19 protein-coding genes are annotated in these 21,469 nt (G+C 69.5%); 11 read left to right on the top strand and 8 right to left on the bottom strand.

Features of this window, described 5'->3' with window-relative positions; all coding sequences use genetic code 11:
• Positions 1-27 precede the first annotated feature (27 nt).
• From ccrA to ACFQGD_RS11725, 6 genes are all read left to right on the top strand, one after another.
• Positions 28-1,362, top strand: coding sequence for a crotonyl-CoA carboxylase/reductase (gene ccrA, locus ACFQGD_RS11750; protein ID WP_345396463.1), 1,335 nt, complete (start codon positions 28-30; stop codon positions 1,360-1,362).
• Positions 1,363-1,431: 69 nt separating this feature from the next.
• The gene (locus ACFQGD_RS11745; RefSeq protein WP_345396466.1) at positions 1,432-2,781 is read left to right on the top strand and encodes a coiled-coil domain-containing protein; all 1,350 of its coding nucleotides are present in this window, start codon (positions 1,432-1,434) and stop codon (positions 2,779-2,781) included.
• A gap of 203 nt (positions 2,782-2,984) precedes the next feature.
• Positions 2,985-3,434: a universal stress protein gene (locus ACFQGD_RS11740; protein WP_345396469.1), complete on the top strand. Its 450-nt coding sequence runs from the start codon at positions 2,985-2,987 to the stop codon at positions 3,432-3,434.
• Between the two features lie 6 nt (positions 3,435-3,440).
• Positions 3,441-4,442, top strand: coding sequence for an adenylate/guanylate cyclase domain-containing protein (locus ACFQGD_RS11735; protein ID WP_345396472.1), 1,002 nt, complete (start codon positions 3,441-3,443; stop codon positions 4,440-4,442).
• A 324-nt stretch (positions 4,443-4,766) separates the two neighbouring features.
• Complete coding sequence (locus ACFQGD_RS11730; RefSeq protein ID WP_345396475.1) at positions 4,767-6,023, top strand: thiolase family protein; 1,257 nt, start codon at positions 4,767-4,769, stop codon at positions 6,021-6,023.
• A gap of 280 nt (positions 6,024-6,303) precedes the next feature.
• Positions 6,304-7,323: a Fic family protein gene (locus ACFQGD_RS11725; protein WP_345396478.1), complete on the top strand. Its 1,020-nt coding sequence runs from the start codon at positions 6,304-6,306 to the stop codon at positions 7,321-7,323.
• 66 nt (positions 7,324-7,389) lie between these two features.
• Here ACFQGD_RS11725 and ACFQGD_RS11720 read toward each other — a convergent pair whose 3' ends face one another.
• Both ACFQGD_RS11720 and ACFQGD_RS11715 read right to left on the bottom strand, forming a co-directional pair.
• Positions 7,390-8,634 (bottom strand): aldehyde dehydrogenase family protein, encoded by a 1,245-nt coding sequence (locus tag ACFQGD_RS11720; RefSeq protein WP_345396481.1) that lies wholly within the window; start codon positions 8,632-8,634, stop codon positions 7,390-7,392.
• A gap of 45 nt (positions 8,635-8,679) precedes the next feature.
• On the bottom strand, positions 8,680-9,348 hold the full coding sequence (locus ACFQGD_RS11715) for a M50 family metallopeptidase (RefSeq protein WP_345396593.1): 669 nt from the start codon (positions 9,346-9,348) through the stop codon (positions 8,680-8,682).
• 329 nt (positions 9,349-9,677) lie between these two features.
• Here ACFQGD_RS11715 and ACFQGD_RS11710 point away from each other — a divergent pair, with 329 nt between their 5' ends.
• Together ACFQGD_RS11710 and ACFQGD_RS11705 are read left to right on the top strand one after the other, a co-directional pair.
• Entirely contained in the window at positions 9,678-9,899 is a 222-nt protein-coding gene (locus ACFQGD_RS11710) for a CbtB-domain containing protein (RefSeq protein WP_345396484.1), read from the top strand.
• Between the two features lie 11 nt (positions 9,900-9,910).
• On the top strand, positions 9,911-10,657 hold the full coding sequence (locus ACFQGD_RS11705) for a CbtA family protein (protein WP_345396487.1): 747 nt from the start codon (positions 9,911-9,913) through the stop codon (positions 10,655-10,657).
• A gap of 234 nt (positions 10,658-10,891) precedes the next feature.
• Here ACFQGD_RS11705 and ACFQGD_RS11700 read toward each other — a convergent pair whose 3' ends face one another.
• A complete protein-coding gene (locus ACFQGD_RS11700; protein WP_345396490.1) occupies positions 10,892-12,427 on the bottom strand; it encodes a cobyric acid synthase in 1,536 nt (511 codons plus the stop codon).
• A complete protein-coding gene (locus tag ACFQGD_RS11695; RefSeq protein ID WP_345396493.1) occupies positions 12,424-13,398 on the bottom strand; it encodes a cobalamin biosynthesis protein in 975 nt (324 codons plus the stop codon). The genes ACFQGD_RS11700 and ACFQGD_RS11695 overlap by 4 nt, the downstream gene beginning before the upstream one ends.
• Positions 13,399-13,507: 109 nt before the next feature.
• Between ACFQGD_RS11695 and cobU the strand changes: the two genes are divergently transcribed.
• From cobU to ACFQGD_RS11680, 3 genes are read left to right on the top strand one after another with little or no spacing between them, the layout of a single operon-like run.
• Positions 13,508-14,143 carry a bifunctional adenosylcobinamide kinase/adenosylcobinamide-phosphate guanylyltransferase gene (gene cobU, locus ACFQGD_RS11690; RefSeq protein WP_345396496.1) on the top strand — a complete coding sequence of 212 codons (636 nt, stop codon included), beginning with the start codon at positions 13,508-13,510 and terminating at the stop codon, positions 14,141-14,143.
• A gap of 19 nt (positions 14,144-14,162) precedes the next feature.
• Positions 14,163-15,200, top strand: coding sequence for a nicotinate-nucleotide--dimethylbenzimidazole phosphoribosyltransferase (cobT, locus tag ACFQGD_RS11685; protein ID WP_345396499.1), 1,038 nt, complete (start codon positions 14,163-14,165; stop codon positions 15,198-15,200).
• Entirely contained in the window at positions 15,197-15,958 is a 762-nt protein-coding gene (locus tag ACFQGD_RS11680) for an adenosylcobinamide-GDP ribazoletransferase (protein ID WP_345396596.1), read from the top strand. The genes cobT and ACFQGD_RS11680 overlap by 4 nt, the downstream gene beginning before the upstream one ends.
• A 150-nt stretch (positions 15,959-16,108) precedes the next feature.
• On the opposite strand, the gene cobC is transcribed toward ACFQGD_RS11680, so the two are convergent.
• The 4 genes from cobC to ACFQGD_RS11660 are packed head-to-tail and all read right to left on the bottom strand — an operon-like array spanning position 16,109 to position 21,249.
• Positions 16,109-17,197 (bottom strand): Rv2231c family pyridoxal phosphate-dependent protein CobC, encoded by a 1,089-nt coding sequence (cobC, locus tag ACFQGD_RS11675; protein ID WP_345396502.1) that lies wholly within the window; start codon positions 17,195-17,197, stop codon positions 16,109-16,111.
• Positions 17,198-17,207: 10 nt separating this feature from the next.
• Positions 17,208-18,620 carry a cobyrinate a,c-diamide synthase gene (locus tag ACFQGD_RS11670; RefSeq protein ID WP_345396505.1) on the bottom strand — a complete coding sequence of 471 codons (1,413 nt, stop codon included), beginning with the start codon at positions 18,618-18,620 and terminating at the stop codon, positions 17,208-17,210.
• Positions 18,617-19,231: a cob(I)yrinic acid a,c-diamide adenosyltransferase gene (gene cobO / locus ACFQGD_RS11665; protein ID WP_345396508.1), complete on the bottom strand. Its 615-nt coding sequence runs from the start codon at positions 19,229-19,231 to the stop codon at positions 18,617-18,619. The genes ACFQGD_RS11670 and cobO overlap by 4 nt, the downstream gene beginning before the upstream one ends.
• A complete protein-coding gene (locus ACFQGD_RS11660) occupies positions 19,231-21,249 on the bottom strand; it encodes a putative cobaltochelatase (RefSeq protein WP_345396511.1) in 2,019 nt (672 codons plus the stop codon). Before ACFQGD_RS11660 ends, cobO begins: the two co-directional genes overlap by 1 nt.
• Positions 21,250-21,469 lie beyond the last annotated feature (220 nt).

The raw sequence follows: 21,469 nt of genomic DNA, 5'->3' as shown, positions 1-21,469 counted from the left end.
CCGCCCACGCCAGCCACGGAGGCCTTCATGGTGCAGCCCATCCTTGACGCCATTCTCGCGAACGAGTTCGACGCCCTCGGCTCTCTCGACGTCCCCGAGCACTACCGGGGCGTCACCGTGCACGCCGACGAGGTCGACATGTTCGACGGGATGCCAAGCAGCGACAAGGACCCGCGCAAGTCGCTGCACGTCGACGACGTCGCGACCCCCGAACTCGGGCCGGGCGAGGCCCTGGTCGCCGTCATGGCCAGCGCGATCAACTACAACACAGTGTGGACGTCGATCTTCGAGCCGCTGCCGACGTTCAAGTTCCTCGAGCGCTACGGCAAGACGTCGCCGCTGGCCAAGCGCCACGACCTGCCCTATCACGTCGTCGGCTCCGACCTGGCGGGCGTTGTGCTGCGCACCGGCCCCGGCGTGCACAACTGGAAACCGGGCGACGCCGTCGTCGCGCACTGCCTCTCGGTCGAGCTGGAAGGGCCGGACGGGCACAACGACACGATGCTGGACTCCGAGCAGCGCATCTGGGGCTTCGAGACCAACTTCGGTGGGCTGGCCGAACTCGCGCTGGTCAAGTCGAACCAGCTGATGCCGAAGCCCGCGCACCTGACGTGGGAGGAAGCGGCGTCACCCGGTCTAGTGAATTCGACGGCGTATCGGCAACTGGTTTCGCGCAACGGCGCTGACATGAAGCAAGGCGACGTCGTGCTGATCTGGGGCGCCTCTGGCGGGCTCGGTTCCTACGCCACACAGTACGCGCTCAACGGCGGCGCGATCCCGGTGTGCGTGGTCTCCAGCGAGGAGAAGGCCGAGATCTGCCGGGCGATGGGCGCCGAGCACATCATCGACCGCAACGCAGAGGGCTACCGCTTCTGGAAGTCCGATACCGAACAGGACCCGAAGGAGTGGAACCGCTTCGGCAAGAAGATCCGCGAACTCACCGGTGGTGAGGACCCGGACATCGTGTTCGAACACCCCGGCAAGGAGACGTTCGGCGCGTCCGTCTACGCCGCGCGCAAGGGCGGCACGATCGTCACGTGCGCATCGACGTCCGGCTACATGCACACCTACGACAACCGCTACCTGTGGATGAACCTCAAGCGCATCATCGGTTCGCACTTCGCGAACTATCGCGAGTCGTGGGAGGCGAACCGACTGATCGACAAGGGTCTGATCCACCCGACGCTGTCGAAGACGTACTCGCTTGAGGAGACCGGGCAAGCCGCGCTGGACGTGCATCGCAACGCACACCAGGGCAAGGTCGGCGTGCTGTGCCTCGCACCAGAGGAAGGACTCGGGGTTGCCGACCCAGAGAAGCGGGAACGCCACGTGGCGGAGATCAACCGGTTCCGAGGCGTGTAAACGCCCTGACGGGCATGAATCCGCCACCGCCGGGTGATATAGCAGAACGTAACGAGGTAGCGTGTCGCCATGAGTCTCGGCGAGGAACAGGACCTGGTACCACTCGGTGCGGGCTTTGATGTGGTCCGGCGGGGCTATAGCCCCAGTCAGGTGAACGAGCACCTTGAGGAGCTCGACGCCAACCTGAAGATGATCACGTCCGACCGGGACGCGGCCATCTCGCAGGCGGGTGACCTCGCCCGGCAGCTGGAGATGGCCCGCACCGAGATCAACGACCTCAAGAGCGAGGTCGAGACGCTGTCGCTGCCACCGACCGAGATCGAAGGTCTCTCGGCGCGGCTGCGCAGGATGGTGCGGCGGGCGCAGGATGAGGCGTCCGACACCAGGGCGAGGGCGGAGGCCGAGGCCAGCCACATCAGGGCGAAGGCCGAGTCCGACGCCACCGCCATGCGGACTCGTTACGACCAGCTGCTCGCCGACCTCGACGCGCGGCGGCAGGACATGGAGAACGAGCACCGCGAGGTGATGGACAAGGCGCGCGCCGAGGCGCAGGAAATCCTGAACCAGGCGCAGGAGGAGCGGCTGCAACTCGACCTCGAGGCGGAGGAACGCCGCACCAAGGTCGAGGAGGACTTCGAGATCGCGATGGCGACTCGGCGTTCCGAGGCCATGCGCCAGCTCGCCGAGCAGGAGGCCGCCAGCAAGGCGGAGGCCGAGCGCCGGTTGCGTGAAGCCACTGAGGAGGCCAAGCGCATCCGCGACCAGATCGCGCAGGAGCAGGCCGAGCACAAGGCGGACGTCGAGAAGCGGCACAAGGAGTCCGTCGAGGACGCCAACCGCCGCAAGCAGGAGTCCATCGCCGAGGCCAAGGCTCGGATCGCCGAAGCGACCGAAGAGGCCAACCGCAGGCTTACCGAAGCGACGGAGACGGCCAACCGCAGGATCAACTACGCGGCCAACCGCGTGGAAGAGATGCGGGCATTGCGCGACGACATCGCGGGCCAGATCAAGGCGATCCGTTCGGTCATCTCGGATGCCGACGGGCTGCTGAACAAGGCGGTGACCACCGCGGGCAAGCACGATGAGGTCGCGGGCGACGACACGGAAGGCGCTGGCACGGACGGCGGTAGCGCGCGGACGGGCGACACCCAGGACGGCGACGGGACGCCCGCCGCCGGTTCGGACGCCGCTGGGCCCGAGGCCACCACCGGGTCGGACCGCTCCGACGAGCCGGGAGCCAACGCGGAGGCGCAGGCCGCCGCCGACGCGGAGCGCACCGGCAACGCCGAAGCGGAACGCGTCGCGAACGGGCAACAGGCCAACGGCGTCGCGGCCGCCGTCACCGGCGAGCGGCAATCCCCGCAGGAGCGGTCGGCGTCCGTCAACGGCAGTTCCGAACAGCCAGGCGTCGCGCGCTGAACACACCCCGCACCAGCGGATTTGTCCAGTGGTGACAACGCTCGCCCCATGATCGCAACCTGACACGCGCGGAGTCGTTGTCCGAACAGCACAAGGCGGCCCATACCGCTAGTCTCTGCTGACGAGCAGGACCCGCCGAAGGCCACCGGCGCGGGTACCCCGATCCGCGTAATGCGGCACGCCCAGGACACAGGAGGAGCTTCATGGTCGCCTACAAGACCATTGTTGTCGGTACGGATGGTTCACGGTCTTCCTACGCGGCGGTTGACCGTGCGGCCGCCGTCGCGGCGTCGTGCGATGCGACGCTGGTTATCGCGTGCGCCTACTTCCCTACGCGCCAGGAAGACGTCGACAAGGCACAGGACGTGCTCGGCGACGAGGCGTACCAGGTCGTCGGCTCCGCGCCCGCGGAGGACACGCTGAACACCGCGCGAGACAGGGCCGTGGTGCAGGGCGCGAAGCAGGTGCAGACGGTGCCGGTGCAAGGTGAACCGGTGGCCACACTGCTGAAGGTGCTCAAGGAGCACTCCGCTGACCTGCTCGTCGTCGGTAACCGTGGCCTGAACACGCTCGCGGGCCGCATCCTCGGTTCCGTGCCGTCCGAGGTGGCGCGCAAGTCGAACACCGACGTCCTGATCGTTCACACGACCTGAGGTTCGATGACGAACACCCCCGACGAGAACGGCGCCTCCGCCGACGCTGAGCGCGACGATCTCCAGGAACGGGTGGAGGCCGTCCTGCTCGGCGGCGAGCGCAAGTACACGCGGCTTGAAGTCGCCGAGCGGGCGGGGGTCCGGCCGGAGCGCACCGCGATGCTGTGGCGTGCGCTCGGTTTCGCGGGCGCCGCCGACGACGAGGTGGTGTTCACCGACGCCGACGTCGAAGCGGCGCGGATCGCCAACGGGTTCCTCGAATCAGGGTTGATCGACGAGAAGACCGACACCGCGATGACCCGCGCGCTCGGGCATCACCTCTCCCGGCTCGCGGAGTGGCAGGTGCAGTTGGTGACGTCCTGGCTGGAGCAGCGGCCGGACGTCGCCGAGTCGGAGGAGCAGTTCGCTCAGCTGGTCGAGGCGGCGGTGCCCGCGATCGAGCGGCTGCAGAACTACGTCTGGCGCAGACATCTCGCCGCGTTCGCCGGTCGCGCGCTGGCGACTGACGCGCAGCTGGAGACCCGCAGTCAGGCCGTCGGGTTCGTCGACATGGTCGGCTACACCAGGATGACCCGCAGGGTCGACCGCGACCAGCTCAGTACGCTGCTTGAGCGCTTCGAGGGGCTGGCGACCGGCGTGGTCGCCGAACACCACGGCGACATCGTGAAGATGATCGGGGACGAGGTGCTGTTCGTCTGCGACAGCCCGGTCGAGGCCGCCGAGATCGCGTTGACGTTGACGGAGCAGGCCGAGGCGGATGAGGACATCCCCGAAGTGCGCGCGGGGCTGGCGTACGGGCGCATCCTCAGCCGGTTCGGTGACGTCTACGGCTCGGTGGTGAACGTGGCCGCCAGGCTCACCTCGGCCGCGCGGCCCGGCACGGTGCTGGTCGACAAGGAACTCGCCGACGCCCTCTCCGGCCGCGAGGAGTTCGCGCTCCGCAGCAAGCGCCCGATCTCGGTACGCGGCTACAAGCGCCTGAAGCCGATGGTGCTGCGCCGGGCCTGACGCCGTCGTGCGTCGTGTCTGCCCTTCCGGACGCTGTGTCCGACACTCTCGACGCTGTGTCCGACACTCTCGACGCTGTATTTGGCGTTCCCGACACTGGGCATTCTTGACGGTCGCATCACGCGCCCATACGCTATTAAATAGTCAAACTTTATGTTTCTCTCACTGAAATCTGCACGTGTCCCGCGCGCAGGCATCGAGACAGCCGCGCACGGCGTCGCATCGTAACCGCGCGAGGTCCTGCTGAGGTCTCAACGACTACCGGTCGGCATCCGGCGGGCACCGTGCTAACGACGTCACACGCCCGATCGTGAGGAGTGCACCGTGGCAGCCAGCATCAGGGACACCTACATTCTCGGCATCGGCGTGACACCCGTGGGGAGGTATCCGGACCGGTCGTTCACCGATCTGGTCGCCGACGCCTACGGCTCCGCCGTCAAGGACGCGCAACTGGCCGACCCGGATCGCATCGAGGGCACCTGGTTCTCGAACATGCTCGCTGACTTCTGGGGATTGCGCGCGATGCGCGGCCTGGCGACCCTCGCCCCACTCGTCGAGGACGGGTTGTTTCCGAACGGTCAGCGGATCACCAACGTCGAAGCCGGGTGCGCGAGCGCGTCCGCCGCGTTCAACGGGGCGTGGTCGGCGATCCAGTCCGGCGCGGATCTCACGCTCGCCATCGGCGTCGAGAAGATGAACCCCAACGATGGCCGTGGGGCGGAGCTGCTGGAATGGATGAACGGCGGGCTGCCGGAGTCCTATTGGGAACCATTCCGTCGTCTCGCCGACCAGCTCGGCGTCGGTTTCGGGTTCGGCTCCGACCGTTCCATGGCGATGGACGTCTACGCGCTGCTGGCGCTGTCACACATGCGCGACTACGGCACCACGATCGAGCAGATCGCGGCGTCGGCGGCGAAGAACCACACCAACGCCGTGCACAACCCCCGCGCCCAGTACCGCTTCCCGATGAGCACCGACGACGTCCTCGCCGACCGAGTGATCGCCGACCCACTCACCCGCGCGATGGCCGCACCACGCGGCGACGGCGCCGGCGCGATTCTGGTGTGCTCGGAGGACTTCCTCACCGAACAGCCCACCTCGGTGCGGGACCGGGCGCTCAAAGTGCGCGGGCATTCACTCGCCGGGGGCCGGATCAACGCGAGCTGGGAAGACCAGCGCTCACCCGTCGTGTCGGCGGCACAGACCTATCAGATGGCGGGCCTCACACCCCGCGATCTCGACCTCGTCGAACTGCACGACGCGACGTCGTTCGCCGAGATACATCTGATCGAGGACCTTGGCCTGTGCGAGCGCGGCCATGGCGGCCCCTTCACCGCATCGGGTGCGACACAGCTCGACGGTGAGATTCCCGTCAACCCGTCCGGCGGGCTCGTCTCTCGCGGCCACCCGATCGGCGCCACCGGCATCATGATGCTCTACGAACTCGCCGTGCAGCTCCGCGGCGAAGCAGGCGAAACTCAGGTCCCCAACGCCCGCATCGCCATGGCCGAGAACGGCGGCGGCATCGTCGGACTCGACATCGCCGTCACCGCCACCACCATCCTGGAGCGCGTGGCGTAACCGGTATCGCTTGCCACACCACCGCACCGCTGACGATGACCGGACATCCCATGGGTCACCCCCCGGGGGCGTTATGTTGGACAAAATAACGTCAACAATCTAGCCTTGCCCCGTGACACACCGCCGCTACCAGGAAACTCACCCATGGATCACGTTCAAGTATGATCCCCAGTTCAGTCCGACCAGCGCTCTTCTAGGCGAGGCGTTCTCTAAGTGCCAACACTTGTCCGGGACGCCGTTGCAGCCGAGCTTGGCTCGGGAGTTGGCTAGCGTGTATCTCGTGAAGGGCGCGGTCGCAACAGCCGCAATCGAGGGAAACACCCTAACTGAGAACGAGGTACATGCTATTCGCGAAGAGGGAAAGCAGCTGCCGCCTTCGCAACAGTATCTTCAACAGGAAATCGACAACGTGATCGCAGCACTGGAGGAAGTCGATAAATCGGCACGATCAGGTGAACCGCTAAAGATCACGACGGAATGGATCAAGCAGAAAAATGCACAGATTCTGCACGGTTTGGACGTCGATGACCATGTAACACCCGGAGAATTCACCACGACGTCACTCACAGTAGGAAGCGTCTATCGCGGCGCGCCACCGGAAGACGTGCCATTCCTAATGGATAGGCTATGCGATTGGCTTAACCAATTTATCAATCCGCTAGATAGCCCGGATACGACCCCTGATCATCGATTTTTCTGCTCATTTTTCGCAGCTGTAATAGGGCATCTATATATCGCTTGGATACATCCATTCGGAGATGGCAATGGGCGAACCGCACGAATCTTGGAATGCGCACTCCTTGCCCACTCCGGCGTCGTACCCTGGGTTGCCAGCAACCTCCTTTCAGATCACTATAACCGCACACGCAGCCGCTACTACCAGAAGCTAGACGCCGCGTCGAAGCGCGGTGACGTTTCGGGGTTCGTAACGTACTCCGCGCAAGGGTTCGTCGACATGCTCCGGGAAGCAATTTCCGACGTGCAAGGTATGCAACGGCGCACCGCCTGGGTCAATTTTATTCACGAAAGGTTTCAGGACGAATCACCGGGAAACACACAACAACGCCGCAGACTCCTTACGCTCACCCTTAAGCCTGGAGACCCTACGCCGCGACGCAAAATTCGACACCTCAGTCCGCAACTCGCCGAACTGTACGCAGGAAAAGAGGACAAGACAGTCACCCGGGACCTCAACCGACTGCAGGAGCTTGGTCTGATACGACGCGAAGCATCAGGTTATGTGCCGAACATCGAGATTATGGACGCATTTATACCGGGGAATTCTCAAAAGTCAATCTGAGTCGTACTCAACTACGGCGGACAAGCACAGGCCGCTACAGTTAGATCGGAGACTCGAGCCGCTCGCTCAGGCGGGCAGCACCGCGTACTGGCGCACGTACAGGTCGGTGAACGTCACCGGACCGCGCGGGCCGGGAACCTTGTCCAGGTTGATGCCGGTCTCGGGCACGGCGAGCAGCTTGAAGCCGTCCAGCAGCCGGGTGGGCGCGTTCCAGAACACGCCGGTGCCGGTGTAGGCGTCGAAGAACGCCTCGGCGGCGGCAGAGTCCTCGGTCGTGATGCCCGCCGCGAGGCCGGACGTCTGCTCGTTCGCGATGGTCACCGCTTCGGTCAGGTCCGCGACCCGCGCCACGGTGACGGTGGCCTCTCGCTCGGAGTCCAGCGCCCACTCGTACCCGATCGGGTGGTCGTGCGGTGGTAACGACGCGGTCACCTCGCGCTCGGCGAGCGCTTCGGACAGCACCGGCCACGCGGTGTCGTAGATCGCGGTGTCGATGAGCAGCAGGTTCAGCCGATTGCAGACACCAAGCCGATCCAGGCTGTCGGAGACCAACTCGCGCGCCTTCTCCAGGTCAGCGGCCTTGTCGACGTACAGCACCCCGCCGCCGTCGGCGTGAGCGAGGGTGCGGACGTCGTTGGCGGCGGCGGTGCGCGCGAGCGTGCGGGTGGTTTCGCCGCTGCCACGCAGGATGACCAGCGGCACCAGGTTCGGGAAGCTGACCAGCGCGGACGCCGCCTCACGCTCCGGACGTGGCACCAGTTGAACGACGTCCGAGTCGATACCCGCGGCGGTCAGCGCGGGCGCGATGACGACGTCGAGCAGCCGCTGCGCGGACCCGAGCGCGGCACTGCCGGTGCGCAGCACCCCACCGTTGCGGGACTTGACCAGCTGCGACGCGACGTCGACGGTCACGTTCGGACGAGCCTCGTAGTTGGCGCCGATGACGCCGACCGGGCGCCTGCGCTCGACCAGTTGCAACCCGCCGTCCAGCTCCTTGATCGGGATACTGCGCTTCGGGTGCGGAGTGCTGGCCAACAGCCGCAGCTGCTCGGCCATCCCGGCGAGCCGCTGCTCGGTGATGGTGAGCCGGTCAAGCAGACCGGCGCTCATACCGTCGGCGCGGGCCTTGTCGACGTCGGCCTGGTTGGCCGCGAGCACGGTGTCCCGCTCGGCGATCAGCCGCTCGGCCATCGTGGTCAACGCCGTGTCGATGGCTTTGTCGGTGACCGCGGCGAGTGATGGCGCGGCGCGCGCGGCCGAACGCGCGCATTCCTCGACTGCCTTGGCCACCTCGTCCGACGCTGCGGTCACTGTCTCGTCCTTTCGGCATCGCTGTCTGACCTGCTCCAGTGTGCCTCAGCGCTCCGGGCCACCGAGCACAGGCTCAAGCAGCGGCATCCCGCCGACGACGAGGCAGCCCGCCACGAGCACCACCAGCGTCAACGACCACAGCATCGTGGGTAGCCCTGTCAGGCGCCCCAGTTGGTCGACGTCGGAGTCCACCGCCATCCCAGTACGACGTTTCCGCAGCAGTTCCGCGACCGCCCGGACCGCTCCGAGCAGCAAGAACCACGTGATCGCGTAGACGAAACCGCCAGTGACGTCGGGAGTGCCGAATGCCGCGATCAGCCCAAGCGCGACAGCCGTGACCAGCACGGCGAACACCCCGTAGGCGTTGCGGACGAGCACGAGCACACCGAGCACCAGCAGTGCGCAGCCGAACAAGACCAGGCCCTGCCTGCCCGTGCTGATCAGCCCGCTGAACAGCACGCCGAGCAGCGCGGGCGCCGGATACCCCGCCAACGTCGTCAGCACCATGCCTGGGCCGGTGCGCTTGCCCCGCGAGACCGTGACGCCCGAGGTGTCGGAATGCAGCAGGATGCCGTGCAGCCGCCTGCCGGACAGCAACGCGACCAGGGCGTGTCCCGCCTCATGCACGATCGTGATCACGGTGCGGGCGACCAGCCACGGGCTCCGCAGGACGACGGCGGCCAGCGCGATCGCGGCGGCGATCAGCGGCACCATCGCCGATGGGTCCGCCTGGGCGCCGAACAGCCGCTCCCACCAGTGTTCGAAGTCGTTCACGCCACAACATCATCACACCGGCGCGAACACGCACCGCACAGGGCCGCTGGGCCAACGGTGTGGCGTCCGTTCGCATGCGGGTCGTCAGACGTTTGTCACATTGACGCTGTCGTGATCAGCGGCTTACGGTGACTCGGCCATGTGCGATGGCGGCCGGAAGCCGGTGAGAATCCGGCACGGACGCGCCACTGTATCCGGAGAACGGAAGTCAGACCCGCCACCATCGCCACCACCCAACCGGGCCGCGAAAGCCCAAGGAGGTCAGGTTCATGTCCCACGCGGCAGTCCCCGCGTCGACGTCCATCCCCGCGCCGGTGCGCATTCCGCTGCGCGAGATCGTGCCGTGGGCGGTGCTCATCGGTGCGCTCGCCATGATCACGATGTTCTTCATCAGCACGGAAGACGGCGCGACCGCGCTGCTTTCCGCCGGTGGCTACGTGCACGAGTTCCTGCACGACGGCCGCCACCTGATGGCATTCCCCTGCCACTGAGGGGCAGGAACATGATGCGGACATTGCTGGTCCGCGGCCTGATCGCCGGCTTGCTGGCTGGTCTCGCCGCGGCTGTTTTCGCGTTCTTCGTCGGTGAACCCCATGTCGATGCCGCGATCGCGCTGGAGGAAGCGCACGCCGCGGGCGAGGCCGGGCATCATCACGCCGAGGAACCCCTGGTCAGCAGGGACATTCAACGCACGATCGGGCTGCTGACGGCACACCTCGGGATCGGCCTCGCGCTCGGCGGGTTGTTCGCCGTGGTGTTCGCCGTGATCTACGGGCGGCTCGGCGGGTTCAGCGTGCGGGCGTACTCGTCGCTGCTCGCCGGTGGTGCGTTCGTCGCCGTCACGCTCGTGCCGTTCCTGAAGTACCCGGCGAACCCACCAGCGGTGGGACAGACCGGGACGGTCGGCTCCCGCACCGAGTTGTACTTCGTGTTCCTGGCGCTGTCGGTCATCACGGCCGGGCTGGCGATCACCGCGGCGCGCTCGTTCGCCGACCGTTTCGGCGGCTGGGCGGCCAGCGGCATCGGGATCGTCGGCTACGCCGTCGTTATGACGGTATGCGCGGTGTTGATGCCGACCGTGAACGAGGTACCGGACGACTTCCCGGCCACGCTGCTGTGGGACTTCCGGCTCGCCTCGCTCGGCGGACTCGCCGTGCTGTGGCTCGTGCTCGGCGCCGCGTTCGGCACGCTGGTTCACCGCGCGCTGGCGCACACCCCCGCGGAGGCTCCCGCCGCCGCGTCCGCCTGAGCCGCCTACGTTTCTGACGTTCGACGCCGTGCCCGTGGTCCGTGTGGGCCACGGGCACGGTGTTTGTGTCCGACACTCACGACACTGTGTCCGACACCCTGGACGCCGTGTCCGGCATTCTCGACACTGTGTCCGACACTCTGAACGCTGTGTTCGGCATTCTCGACACTGTGTCCGACACTCTGAACGCCGTGTTCGGCATTCTCGACGTCGTGTTCCGCGTTCAGTGCGGTCTTATGTGCCCGGCGGCACGAACGGGAGGCCGCCCGACACGCCGTTCGTGATCAGCTTCAGCAGGGCGTCGGTGTCAACGTTCTCGGCGATGGCGTCGGCGAGCCGGTCGAGCATGGACTCTCGTAGCTCACCAAAGCCGGGCGCGCCGGAAGCCGGTTCCCACGCCACCCCAGCCTGGCGCGCGGCTTCGGTCAGCCACGCCCGCCGGAAGCCGTCGTTCTCGAACGCGCCGTGCCAGGTCGTCCCCCACACGGCACCGCTGCGCCAGCCATCCAGGAACGGCTCGACGTCCCGCGCGCCAGCAGGGAACGACTCCACGTCCTGATCGCCGGGCAGCAACCGCGCGACACCGTGGTGGATCTCGTACGCGACGACGTCTTCCCCGCGCCACGCACCACGCGGGGTCGCGAGCACCTTCTCGCGGTGGAAGTCCACCCGCGTCGGCAGCAGCCCGAGGCCGTCAACGTGGCCGGCGCCGGACTCCCAGTCGTCCTCGATCGTCCGCGCGAGCATCTGGTACCCGCCGCAGATGCCGAGCACTGGACGTCCCTTCTCCGCCCGCACGCGCACCGCGTCCGCGATGCCCCGTTCGCGCAGCCACGTAAGGTCCGCAACGGTCGCGCGGGAGCCGGGCAGCACGGCGATGTCGGCGGCGACCAGTGTGTCCGGGTCGGTGGTGAGCGTGACGGTGACACCGGGCTCAGCGGCGAGCGCGTCGACGTCGGTGGCGTTGGACGTCCTGGGCAGTCGCGCCACCGCGACCCGCAGCGGACGCGCATGGGTCGACTGCCGCGGATCACGCTGCCAGCCCGCCTGGGCGAGCGCGTCCTCGGAGTCGATCCACGCGCCCTCGATCCAGGGCAGCACGCCATACACGGGGCGGCCGGTCAGCCGCGTCAGGGTGTCGAGGCCGGGACGGAGCAGGTCGACGTCGCCCCGGAACTTGTTGACCAGCCAGCCCGCGAGCAACGCCTGGTCGTCGGCGTTCAGCAATGCGAGCGTGCCGAACATCGACGCCATCACGCCGCCGCGGTCGATGTCGCCCACGACGACGACCGGCAGCCGTGCGTGTCGGGCGAGGCCCATGTTGACGTAGTCGCCGCCGCGCAGGTTGATCTCAGCGGGGCTGCCCGCACCTTCGCAGACGACGACGTCAAACCGTTCCCGCAGCTCAGCGAGGGTGTCGAACGCGATGCGCGCGAGGCCATCGCGGCCGGTGGCGTACTCCCCCGCGTCGAGCGTGCCGTACGGCTTGCCGAGCGCGATGACGTGGCTGCGACGGTCGCTGCCCGGTTTGAGCAGGATGGGGTTCATGGCGGCTTCAGGCTCGACCCTGGCGGCGCGGGCCTGGAGCCACTGGGCGCGACCGATCTCGGTGCCGTCCGGGCAGACCATGGAGTTGTTGGACATGTTCTGCGCCTTGAACGGCGCGACACGCAGCCCCTGCCGCGACAGATACCGGCACAACCCCGCCACGACCAGGCTCTTGCCCGCGTCCGACGTGGTCCCGGCGACAAGCACACCCCCCGCGGTCATGCGCGACCTCCGATGCGGCGAAGGGCGCTTTCGCCGCGCACCGCCGCGCTAACCGCGGCCACCACGGCCGTGACCGCGCCGACCGCCCGGGACAGCCGCACGGCGCGGCGGAGATCCGGGACACCGGGTGTACGCCCGTCGCCCAGCGTGCCCCGGTCCTCCACAGCGCCCGCGTACCGGTTCACACCGCCCAGGCGGACGTCGAGCGCCCCGGCGAACGCGGCCTCCACCGGACCGGCGTTCGGACTCGGGTGCTGGGCGGCGTCCCGTCGCCACACGCGCACGGCGTCCGAGGCCCGCCCACCGACAACCGGAGCACACCCAGCGGCAGCAAGCGCCGACGCCCGCGCGGGCAGAAAGTTCGCGACGTCGTCCCCGCGCGCGGACGCCCACCCGAACCGTGCGTAACGCGGTGTGCGGTGCCCGACCATGGCGTCGAGCGTGTTCAGCGCGCGGTAACCGAGCAGGCCGGGCAGCCCGGCGACCGCACCCCACAGCAGCGGGGCGACGACCGCGTCCGAGGTGTTCTCGGCGATGGATTCCGTGGCCGCGCGCGCCAGGTCCTTTTCGTCCAGCCCCGACGGGTCGCGTCCGCACAGGTGTGGCAACCGTGCGCGGGCGCCCTCGACGTCACCCGACTCAAGCATCCGGGCCATCGCGGCACCCTCGCCCGCGAGTCCCGTGCCGCCAAGCACCGCCCACGTCGCCCCGGCTGTCACCGCAAGGCGTGCGACCGGCGACCTGGACGTCGCGGCGTGCGCGAGGGCGCCGACACCTGCCGCTGAGCCGACGCACACGCCGGCGTAGGCGACGCCACGCGCCCGGGAGTCCGCCCACATCCGCCGCCCAAGCGCGTCGGCCGCACGTCCGAACAGCGCCACCGGATGTCCGCGACGGGGATCGCCAACGGCGAGGTCCGCGAGGTAGCCAGCAAGCAGCCCGGCAGCGGTCGCGCGCGACATGGTGAGCATGCGACGACGCTACCGGGCGACGTCGCACAGGCCACGCATGGCGACGCGAAGACGTGGCAACTCCCACACCGGCGGCGCGTCACTGGCGAGCGCTGCGAGAATGACGCGCATGACCCCCTTCAGCGCGCTGCGCGCCGTGTACCGCACGGGGATGCGGGTGCTCGATGAGCTGACCACGGGCACCGCGTCGCGGCGCGCGACCACGACGCTGGTGCTCGGTGGCGCCCGGTCCGGCAAGTCGCAGCACGCCGAGTATCTGCTCGCCGACGAGACCGAGGTCATCTACGTCGCGACCGGGCAACCGCCGTCCGACTCGGATCCGGAGTGGGCCGAGCGGGTCCGCAAGCATCGCGAACGCAGGTCACGGCGCTGGCGCACGGTCGAGACCCTCGACATCGCGAGCGTGCTGCGCACGGCCGACGCTCCCGTGCTCGTCGACTGCCTCGCCACCTGGTTCGCGCGGATCTGCGACGAGACCGGTGCGTGGCACGACGCCGAAGGCTGGCGGGAGCGCACCGAGGCGACCATCTCGGATCTGGTGGACGCCCTGCGCTCGACGTCGACTCCTGTCGTGCTGGTCAGCAACGAAGTCGGCAACGGTATCGTGCCATCGACCCCTGCTGGCAGGCTGTTCCGTGACGAGCTGGGCCTGCTGAACCGGCGGGTGGCCGACGCCACCGACGCCGTCGTGCTCGTGGTCGCTGGTCGGGCGTTGGAACTGCCCGCGCCGATCGCGCCGAGCTGAGATGCGAAAGGAACCACTGGTGAGCGAATTCGCGATCCCTGCCCCCGACGCCGCGGCGCGCGAGGCCGCCCAGGAGCGCCTCGACGGCCTTGTCAAGCCGCTTGGCTCGCTGGGCAGGTTGGAAGAGCTGGCCGCGTGGCTGAGCGCGGCGCACGGCGAGGTGCCGCCCCGCCCGATCGAGAACGTGCGGGTGGTGGTGTTCGCGGGCGACCACGGCGTCACGACGTCGCGGGTGTCGGCGTATCCATCCGAGATCACCGCCGCGATGGTGCGCGTGTTCCTGTCCGGCGTCAGCGGGGTCAACGTCCTGGCGCGGCAGGTCGGCGCGGACGTGCGCGTGGTCGACATCGGGGTGGACGCCGACCTGGACGACGTCCCGGAATCGGTGCGGGCACACAAGATCCGGCGCGGGTCCGGCTCAATCGACACCACCGACGCGCTGGGATCCGGCGAGGCGACCCGCGCCTTCGACGCCGGGCGCGCGATCGCGGACGCCGAGTGCGACAGCGGCGCTGACCTGCTAATTCCCGGCGACATGGGCATCGGCAACACCACGGTGGCCGCCGCGGTAGTCGCAGGCGCGCTGGGTCTGCCCGCCGAGGACGTCGTCGGCACCGGCACCGGCGTGGACGACGAAGGCCGCGCTCGCAAGGTCGCGGTGGTCGAGGCCGCGCTCGCTCGCGCGGGCGCACGGACGACTCAGCCCTTCGAGCTACTGACGGCGCTCGGCAGCGCCTGCGCGGCGGCGACGGCCGGATTCCTGGTGCAGGGCGCCGTGCGAGGCGTCCCGGTGCTGCTGGACGGTGTGTTCTCGTGCGCGGCCGCCGTGGTCGCCGCCGACATCGCGCCGGACGCGGCGCGGTGGTGGCTGGCCGGGCACCGGTCGACCGAGCCGTCGCAGGCCTACGCGCTCAAGTCGCTGGGGCTGGAGCCGATCCTGGACTTCGGACTGCGGCTCGGCGAAGGCAGCGGCGCGGTGCAGGCGGTGCCGACACTGCGGGCGGCCAGGGCGATCATCGCCGAGATGGGCTTGCTGGCCGACATCGCGCCCGACTGATGCGGGACGCGCTGCGGCTGGCCGTCGGCACGCTGACCGCCGTACCGGTACCGCCGCCTCGCGACGTCGACAGTGGCGTCGCACGCGGGGCGATGCTGCTTGCGCCCGTGGCCGCGCTGCCCCTGGCGGTGCTGGCGTGCGCTGTGGTGCTGGTGGGCGACGTCGTGAGCCTGCCGCCGTTGCTGACCGCGGTGCTCGCGGTAGGGGCGGTCGCGCTCGGCACGCGGGGTATGCACCTCGACGGCCTCGCCGACACCGCTGACGGGCTCGGCGCGTCCTACGACCGGGAACGCGCCCTGGACGTCATGCGCAAGGGCGACGTCGGCCCGATGGGTGTGGCGACCGTGGTGCTGGTGTTGCTCGGCCAGGTCGCGGCGCTGGCCGGGGCGATCGCGGCCGGTCACGGGGTGCTTGCCGCCGCCGTTGGCGTGCTGGCAGGACGTCTCGTGCTCGGTGTCTGCTGCTTGCGGACGGTTCCGGCCGCCAGGCCGGGCGGGCTCGGCGCGGCGGTGGCCGGGTCGACGCCGGTGTGGCAGGTGGCGCTCGCGCTAGCGCTCGGTGCCGCGCTGGCCGCGGTGGGTGGTGTGCTCGCCGACGTGGCGCCGTGGCGTGGCGTGCTCGCGGTGCTGCTCGCCCTGGCGGCGTCCAGCGCGCTGCTGTGGCGGTGTGTGCGACGACTCGGTGGCATCACCGGCGACGTCCTCGGCGCGTGCGTCGAGACCGCCACGCTGGGCGCGCTGGTGGCGCTAGCCGCGTGAAGCTGTCGGTGTCAGGATTCTCGCTGGCCAGCGGCGTCTAGCAGGCAGAGGGCCAGCATGAGCAGGATCATGATGTAGTCCATTCAAGCTCCTCGTGATCGCTCACCAGAGCTACTACCGTCAGCATACGGTGCCACACCCACAACGGTCTCAGCCGACGTCGATGAGCGCCTGCCGCAGCGCGTCCAAGAACCCCCTGATCGTGTGAGCATCGCGGACGGCGATGCGCAGCCAGTCCGTCGACAACCCCGGGAACGTGTCGCCCCGGCGGACCGCGTACCCCAGCTCACGGAGCCGAAGCCGCACCTTCTCGCCGTCCGGCACGTTGACAAGGATGAAAGGCGCCCTGGGACGTCCAGCCACCGTGACACCCAGCTCACGAAGGCCATCGACCAGCACCACACGGTCTCGCTCGGCGCGCGCGGCCAGTGCCTCGGCTTCCAGCGCGGCTTCCGCGCCGCAACAGGCGGCCACGGCGACGGCGGCTGGCGTGGACACCGACCACGGCGGCTGGATCGCCCGCAGCCGCGCCACCAGCGCGGAGTCGCCGAGCACGTATCCGGCGCGCAACCCGGCGATGCCCCAGGTCTTGGTGAGGCTGCGCACCACGATGACGCCGTTCAACCGCTCGGCGGCGAGGCTTTCCGGCTCGCCGGGTATCGCGTCGGCGAACGCCTCGTCCACGACGAGCACCCGGCCGGGCCGGCACAGCGCCCGCAGCGTCTTCGCCGGGTGCAACACCGACGTCGGGTTCGTCGGGTTCCCAACCATCACCAGGTCTGCCGACTCCGGCACGGCGTGCGGGTTGAGCCGGAAGCCGTCATCGGCGGACGTCAGCACCCGGCTCACCGGGTGCCCCGCACCGCGCAGCGCTACCTCCGGCTCGGTGAACTGCGGATGCACGATTACGGCGTGCTTAGGCCGGAACGCGTGCGCCAGCAGCGAGAACGCCTCGGCGGCACCGGAGGTGACCAGCACCTCATCCAGCGGACGTCCATGGCGCGCGGCGACGGCATTGGCGGCTTCCGTGGCGTCTGGGTAGGCCGCGAGGTCGCCAAGGCTGGCGGCGATCCGTTCCCGCAGCCAGGGCGGCGGCGAGGGCAGCCGGACGTTGACGGCGAGGTCGACCAACCCCGGCGCGACGTCGGAGTCACCGTGATGGCGCAGGTCGTGGCCGCCAGGGCCCCCGGAGCCGCCACCAGGGCCGCCGTCGAAGGGGCCGGGCAAGTCGTCAGTCATACACCTTCCATCATGCGGTGCTCGCGTGCTTGGCACGGACGGCCGCCGTCGCGCTCGCCGCGAACCGGCGGGCCAGCGCGGGGTGTCCCGCCCAGTGGACGTGCAGGTACGAGGCGTGCACCCCGGCCTCGGCGAAGCCTTCGACGGTGCCCTCGTGTCTGCCGTGGAACCGCCACGCCGCCTGACGGCCATGCGCGGGCGAAACGGCCGTGCGGTGGAACTCGTGTCCGGTCACGGTGTCGCCCGCGCTGGCGAGCACGCTGTCGCCGACGGCCCGTGCCGTCCGGTAGCCCAGCGTACGCTTCGGCGTCATCGCGGCGGTCGCGTCCAGCACGCCCGCCATCGGCAGCCCGTCCAGCTCCCGGCACAGGTAGGTGAGCCCGGCGCACTCGGCCACGACCGGCAGTCCGCGCGCCGCCGCGGCGGCGACCTCCGCGCGCAGCGGCTCGTTGGCGGACAGATCCTCGGCGTGCATCTCGGGGAACCCGCCACCGAAGTACAGCCCAGCGCAGCCCTCGGGCAGCCGCTCGTCCACCGCGGGATCGACGTCGACCACGTCGACGCCCGCAGCGCGGAGCAGTTCGATGTTCTCGGCGTAGCGGAACGTGAACGCTCGCCCGCCCGCGGCGGCCACCACCGGACCGGGACCACCGGAGGCACCCAGCGCCGTCGCGGCGTCCCACGGCACGCCAAGCAGTGGCGGCGCGGCGTCCGCCACCCTGCGCACCGCCTCAAGATCGACGCCACCAGTCACCCAGGTGCGCAGCCGTTCCAGCATGGCGGTGGCCTCAGTCTCGCGCTCCCCGACTGGCACCAGTCCGAGGTGTCTGCTCGGCGCGTGGATGCCGTCGGTGCGGTGTAGCGCACCGAGCACCGGGATGCCCAGGCGCTCGATCGCCGAACGCAGCTCCGTCTCGTGGCGTTCGGAGCCGACCTTGTTGAGAATCACCCCGGCCAGCGTCACCGACGGGTCGTAGGTCGCGAAGCCGTGCACCATGGCGGCGGCGCTGCGGCCCGCGGCGCTGGCGTCCACGACCAGCACGACCGGCGCCTCGAGCAGCCGAGCGACGTGCGCTGTGGACGCGAAGCCGTCGCTGCCGAGCGCGCCGTCGAACAGCCCCATCACGCCCTCGACGACGGCGATGTCCGCCCCGGTGGCGCCGTGCAGGAACAGCGGCACCACCCGCTCCTCGGCCTGCAGGTACGGATCAAGGTTGCGGCCGGGACGTCCGGTGGCGAGCGCGTGGTAGCTCGGGTCGATGTAGTCCGGTCCGACCTTGTGGCCGGAGACGTCCAGCCCGGACGCCCGGAGCGCCGCCATCAGCCCGGTGGCCACGGTGGTCTTGCCGTTGCCGGACGCGGGCGCGGCGATCACCAGGCGCGGCACCCGGTACGAGTGCCGCGACCGCGCGGTGTCGGTCACCACTCGATCCCCCGCTGGCCCTTCTGACCGACGTCCATGGGGTGTTTGATCTTGGTCATCTCCACCACGAGGTCGGCGGCGTCGATCAGCTTGTCCGGGGCGTTGCGGCCGGTGATGATCACGTGCTGGCGACCTTCGCGATTTCGGATCACGTCGACAACTTCATCCAAATCCACCCAGCCCCAGTGCAGGATGTAGCTGAACTCATCGAGTACGTAGAAGTCGTGCTGCTGGGCGGCGATCCTGCGCTTGATCTCCTCCCAGCCCTCGCGCGCGTCGGCGGCGTGGTCCTGTTCGGTGCCCTTCTTGCGAGACCAGCTCCAGCCCGCACCCATCTTGTGCCACTCGACAGGACCGCCCTGGCCGGTGTTCTCGTGCACCTCGCCGAGCGCCCGCAGCGCCGACTCCTCGCCGACACGCCACTTGGCGGACTTGACGAACTGGAATACCCCGATCGACCAGCCCTGGTTCCACGCGCGCATCGCCATGCCGAACGCGGCGGTCGACTTGCCCTTCATTGGGCCGGTATGCACCGCGAAGATCGGACGGTTGCGGCGCTGACGGGTGGTCAGGCCGTCGTTGGGGACGACGTCTGGCTGTCCTTTCGGCATCAGGCTGCCCTTCCCGTTGTGCCCATTGTGCGGACGCGGACTTCTCCGGCGAGCGTGTCGGCGGCGACCTCACCCAGCGGCACGTGCTCGCCGCCGAGCCGTTGTGCCAACTCGCCCGCGAGCCCGAGCCGCATCCGGCCGGTCTCGCAGTCCATGACGACGCTGGCGATGCCGGTGTTGGCCAGCAGCCCGGCGGCGGCGTGGGAGCGCGCGACCGGGTCGGGGCCGTGGGTTGCCCTGCCGTCGGTGACGACGACGAGCAGCGGCCTGCGCTTCGGGTCGCGCAGCGCCTCCACACGGAGGGCGTCGTGTGACTTCAGCAGGCCTTCGGCGAGCGGCGTCCTGCCGCCGGTCGGCAGTGCCTCCAGTCGTGCGGCGGCGGCCTCGACGCTGGACGTCGGGGGCAGGGCGAGCTCGGCCTCGCCACGCCGGAAGGTGACCAGGCCGACCTTGTCGCGGCGCTGGTAGGCGTCCAGGAGCAGCGACAGCACGGCGGATTTCACCTCGCGCATCCGCTCGCGCGCGCCCATGGAGCCGGAGGCGTCGACGCAGAACAACACCAGGTTGCCCTCGCGGCCCTCGCGCAGCGCGTAACGCAGGTCGCGCGCCTCGATGCGGGGCCTGCCGCCGAGCGCACCTCGGGCGGCCTGATGTGGGGCGGCGGCGTGCAGCGTCGCGACCAGGTGCGCCGCGCCGGAACGCACCCCGGACGGCAGCGACCCGATGGTGCGGCCGGCCTCGGTGATCGCGCGGGAGCGCTTGCCCAGCTCGCCCGCACCGTTGCCGGAGATGGACAGCAGCCGCGCCCGGTAGGGACTGCCCGCGCCGACGGTGCGTTCCCGCTGCCCCTCGGAATCGGGATCCTGGGGGCCCTGCTGGGGGCTGCCGCCATGGCCGTTGCCGCTGGCGTCGCCATTGGGGCTGGGTTCCTCCGGCGGGGACGAACCGGAGCCGGGGCCATCGTCGTCCGGGCCATCCGGGCCGTCGTTGTCGGGGCCGTCGGCCTTATTGTCGTGCGTGCTCAGTGCCTGGTCGAGCTGCTCCTCGTCGATGCCGGGCGCGTCGAACGGGTTGCGCCTGCGGCGGTGCGGCAGCGCCAGCCGAGCCGCGACCCGGACGTCTTCGGTGGTCACATCGGTGCGACCGGCCCAGGCGGCGTGCGCGACCGCGGTGCGGGCGGTGACGATGTCGGCGCGCATGCCGTCCACCTCGAACGCGGCGCAGACCTCGGCGATCTGCAACAGCGCGTCGTCGGACAGCGTCACCTCCGGCAGCAGCCGCTTGGCCTCGGCGATGCGAGCGGCGAGCGCGGCCTCGTCGTCGGCGTAGTGCGCGGCGAAGCCGTCCGGGTCGGCTTCGTACGCCATACGACGCTTGACGACTTCGACACGCTCGGCGGCGTCCCGGCTGCTGGCGACCTCGACGGTGAGTCCGAACCGGTCGAGCAGCTGCGGCCGCAGCTCACCTTCCTCGGGGTTCATGGTGCCGATCAGGACGAACCGGGCGGCGTGCGAGACCGAGACGCCCTCGCGCTCCACGGTCGCGCGCCCCATCGCCGCCGCGTCGAGGAGGACGTCGACCAGGTGGTCGTGCAGCAGGTTCACCTCGTCGACGTAGAGCAGGCCCCGGTGCGCTGAGGCGAGCAGGCCGGGCTGGTAGTCGGTGACGCCTTCGCCGAGTGCGCGTTCCAGGTTCAGCGAGCCGACGACACGGTCCTCGGCGGCGCCGACCGGCAGCTCGACCAGCCGCGCCGGGCGATGGTGCGACGCCGCTCCCTCAGGGTGCGGGCCATCGGGGCAGGCCGGGTCGGGCGCGGCCGGATCACAGGAGAACCGGCAGGTGTCGACGACGTCCACGCCGGGCAGCAGCCCCGCGAGCGCGCGGACCATGGTCGACTTCGCGGTGCCTTTCTCGCCGCGCACCAGCACGCCGCCCACCGCGGGCGACACCGCGGAGAGCACGAGCGCCAGGCGCAGGTCGGCCATGCCGACAACGGCGGTGAAGGGGAACGGTCGCACACAGGCTCCTTCGCTTCCAGCGGATGTCCACGTCCGCTTCAGCCTCGCCCGTCCGGGAAAACCCCGGCACAGGCAACGACTACCGACGTTCTGGCTCCCTGCGCACGGCAGGTGACAGTGGCGGGACCGCCCCGGACTCGCACCGGGTTCCTCGGCAGCCGTCGACACGGCATCATCCCACACGGCGGCTCGGGGCGGGGGATGCGTGGTGCCGTGAAGG

It is taken from the genome of Haloechinothrix salitolerans (assembly GCF_042662605.1).
Classification (GTDB): Bacteria; Actinomycetota; Actinomycetes; order Mycobacteriales; family Pseudonocardiaceae; genus Haloechinothrix_A; species Haloechinothrix_A salitolerans.
The sequence above is the reverse complement of the archived record's forward strand: the minus strand, read 5'-3'. Positions and strand labels throughout refer to the sequence as shown.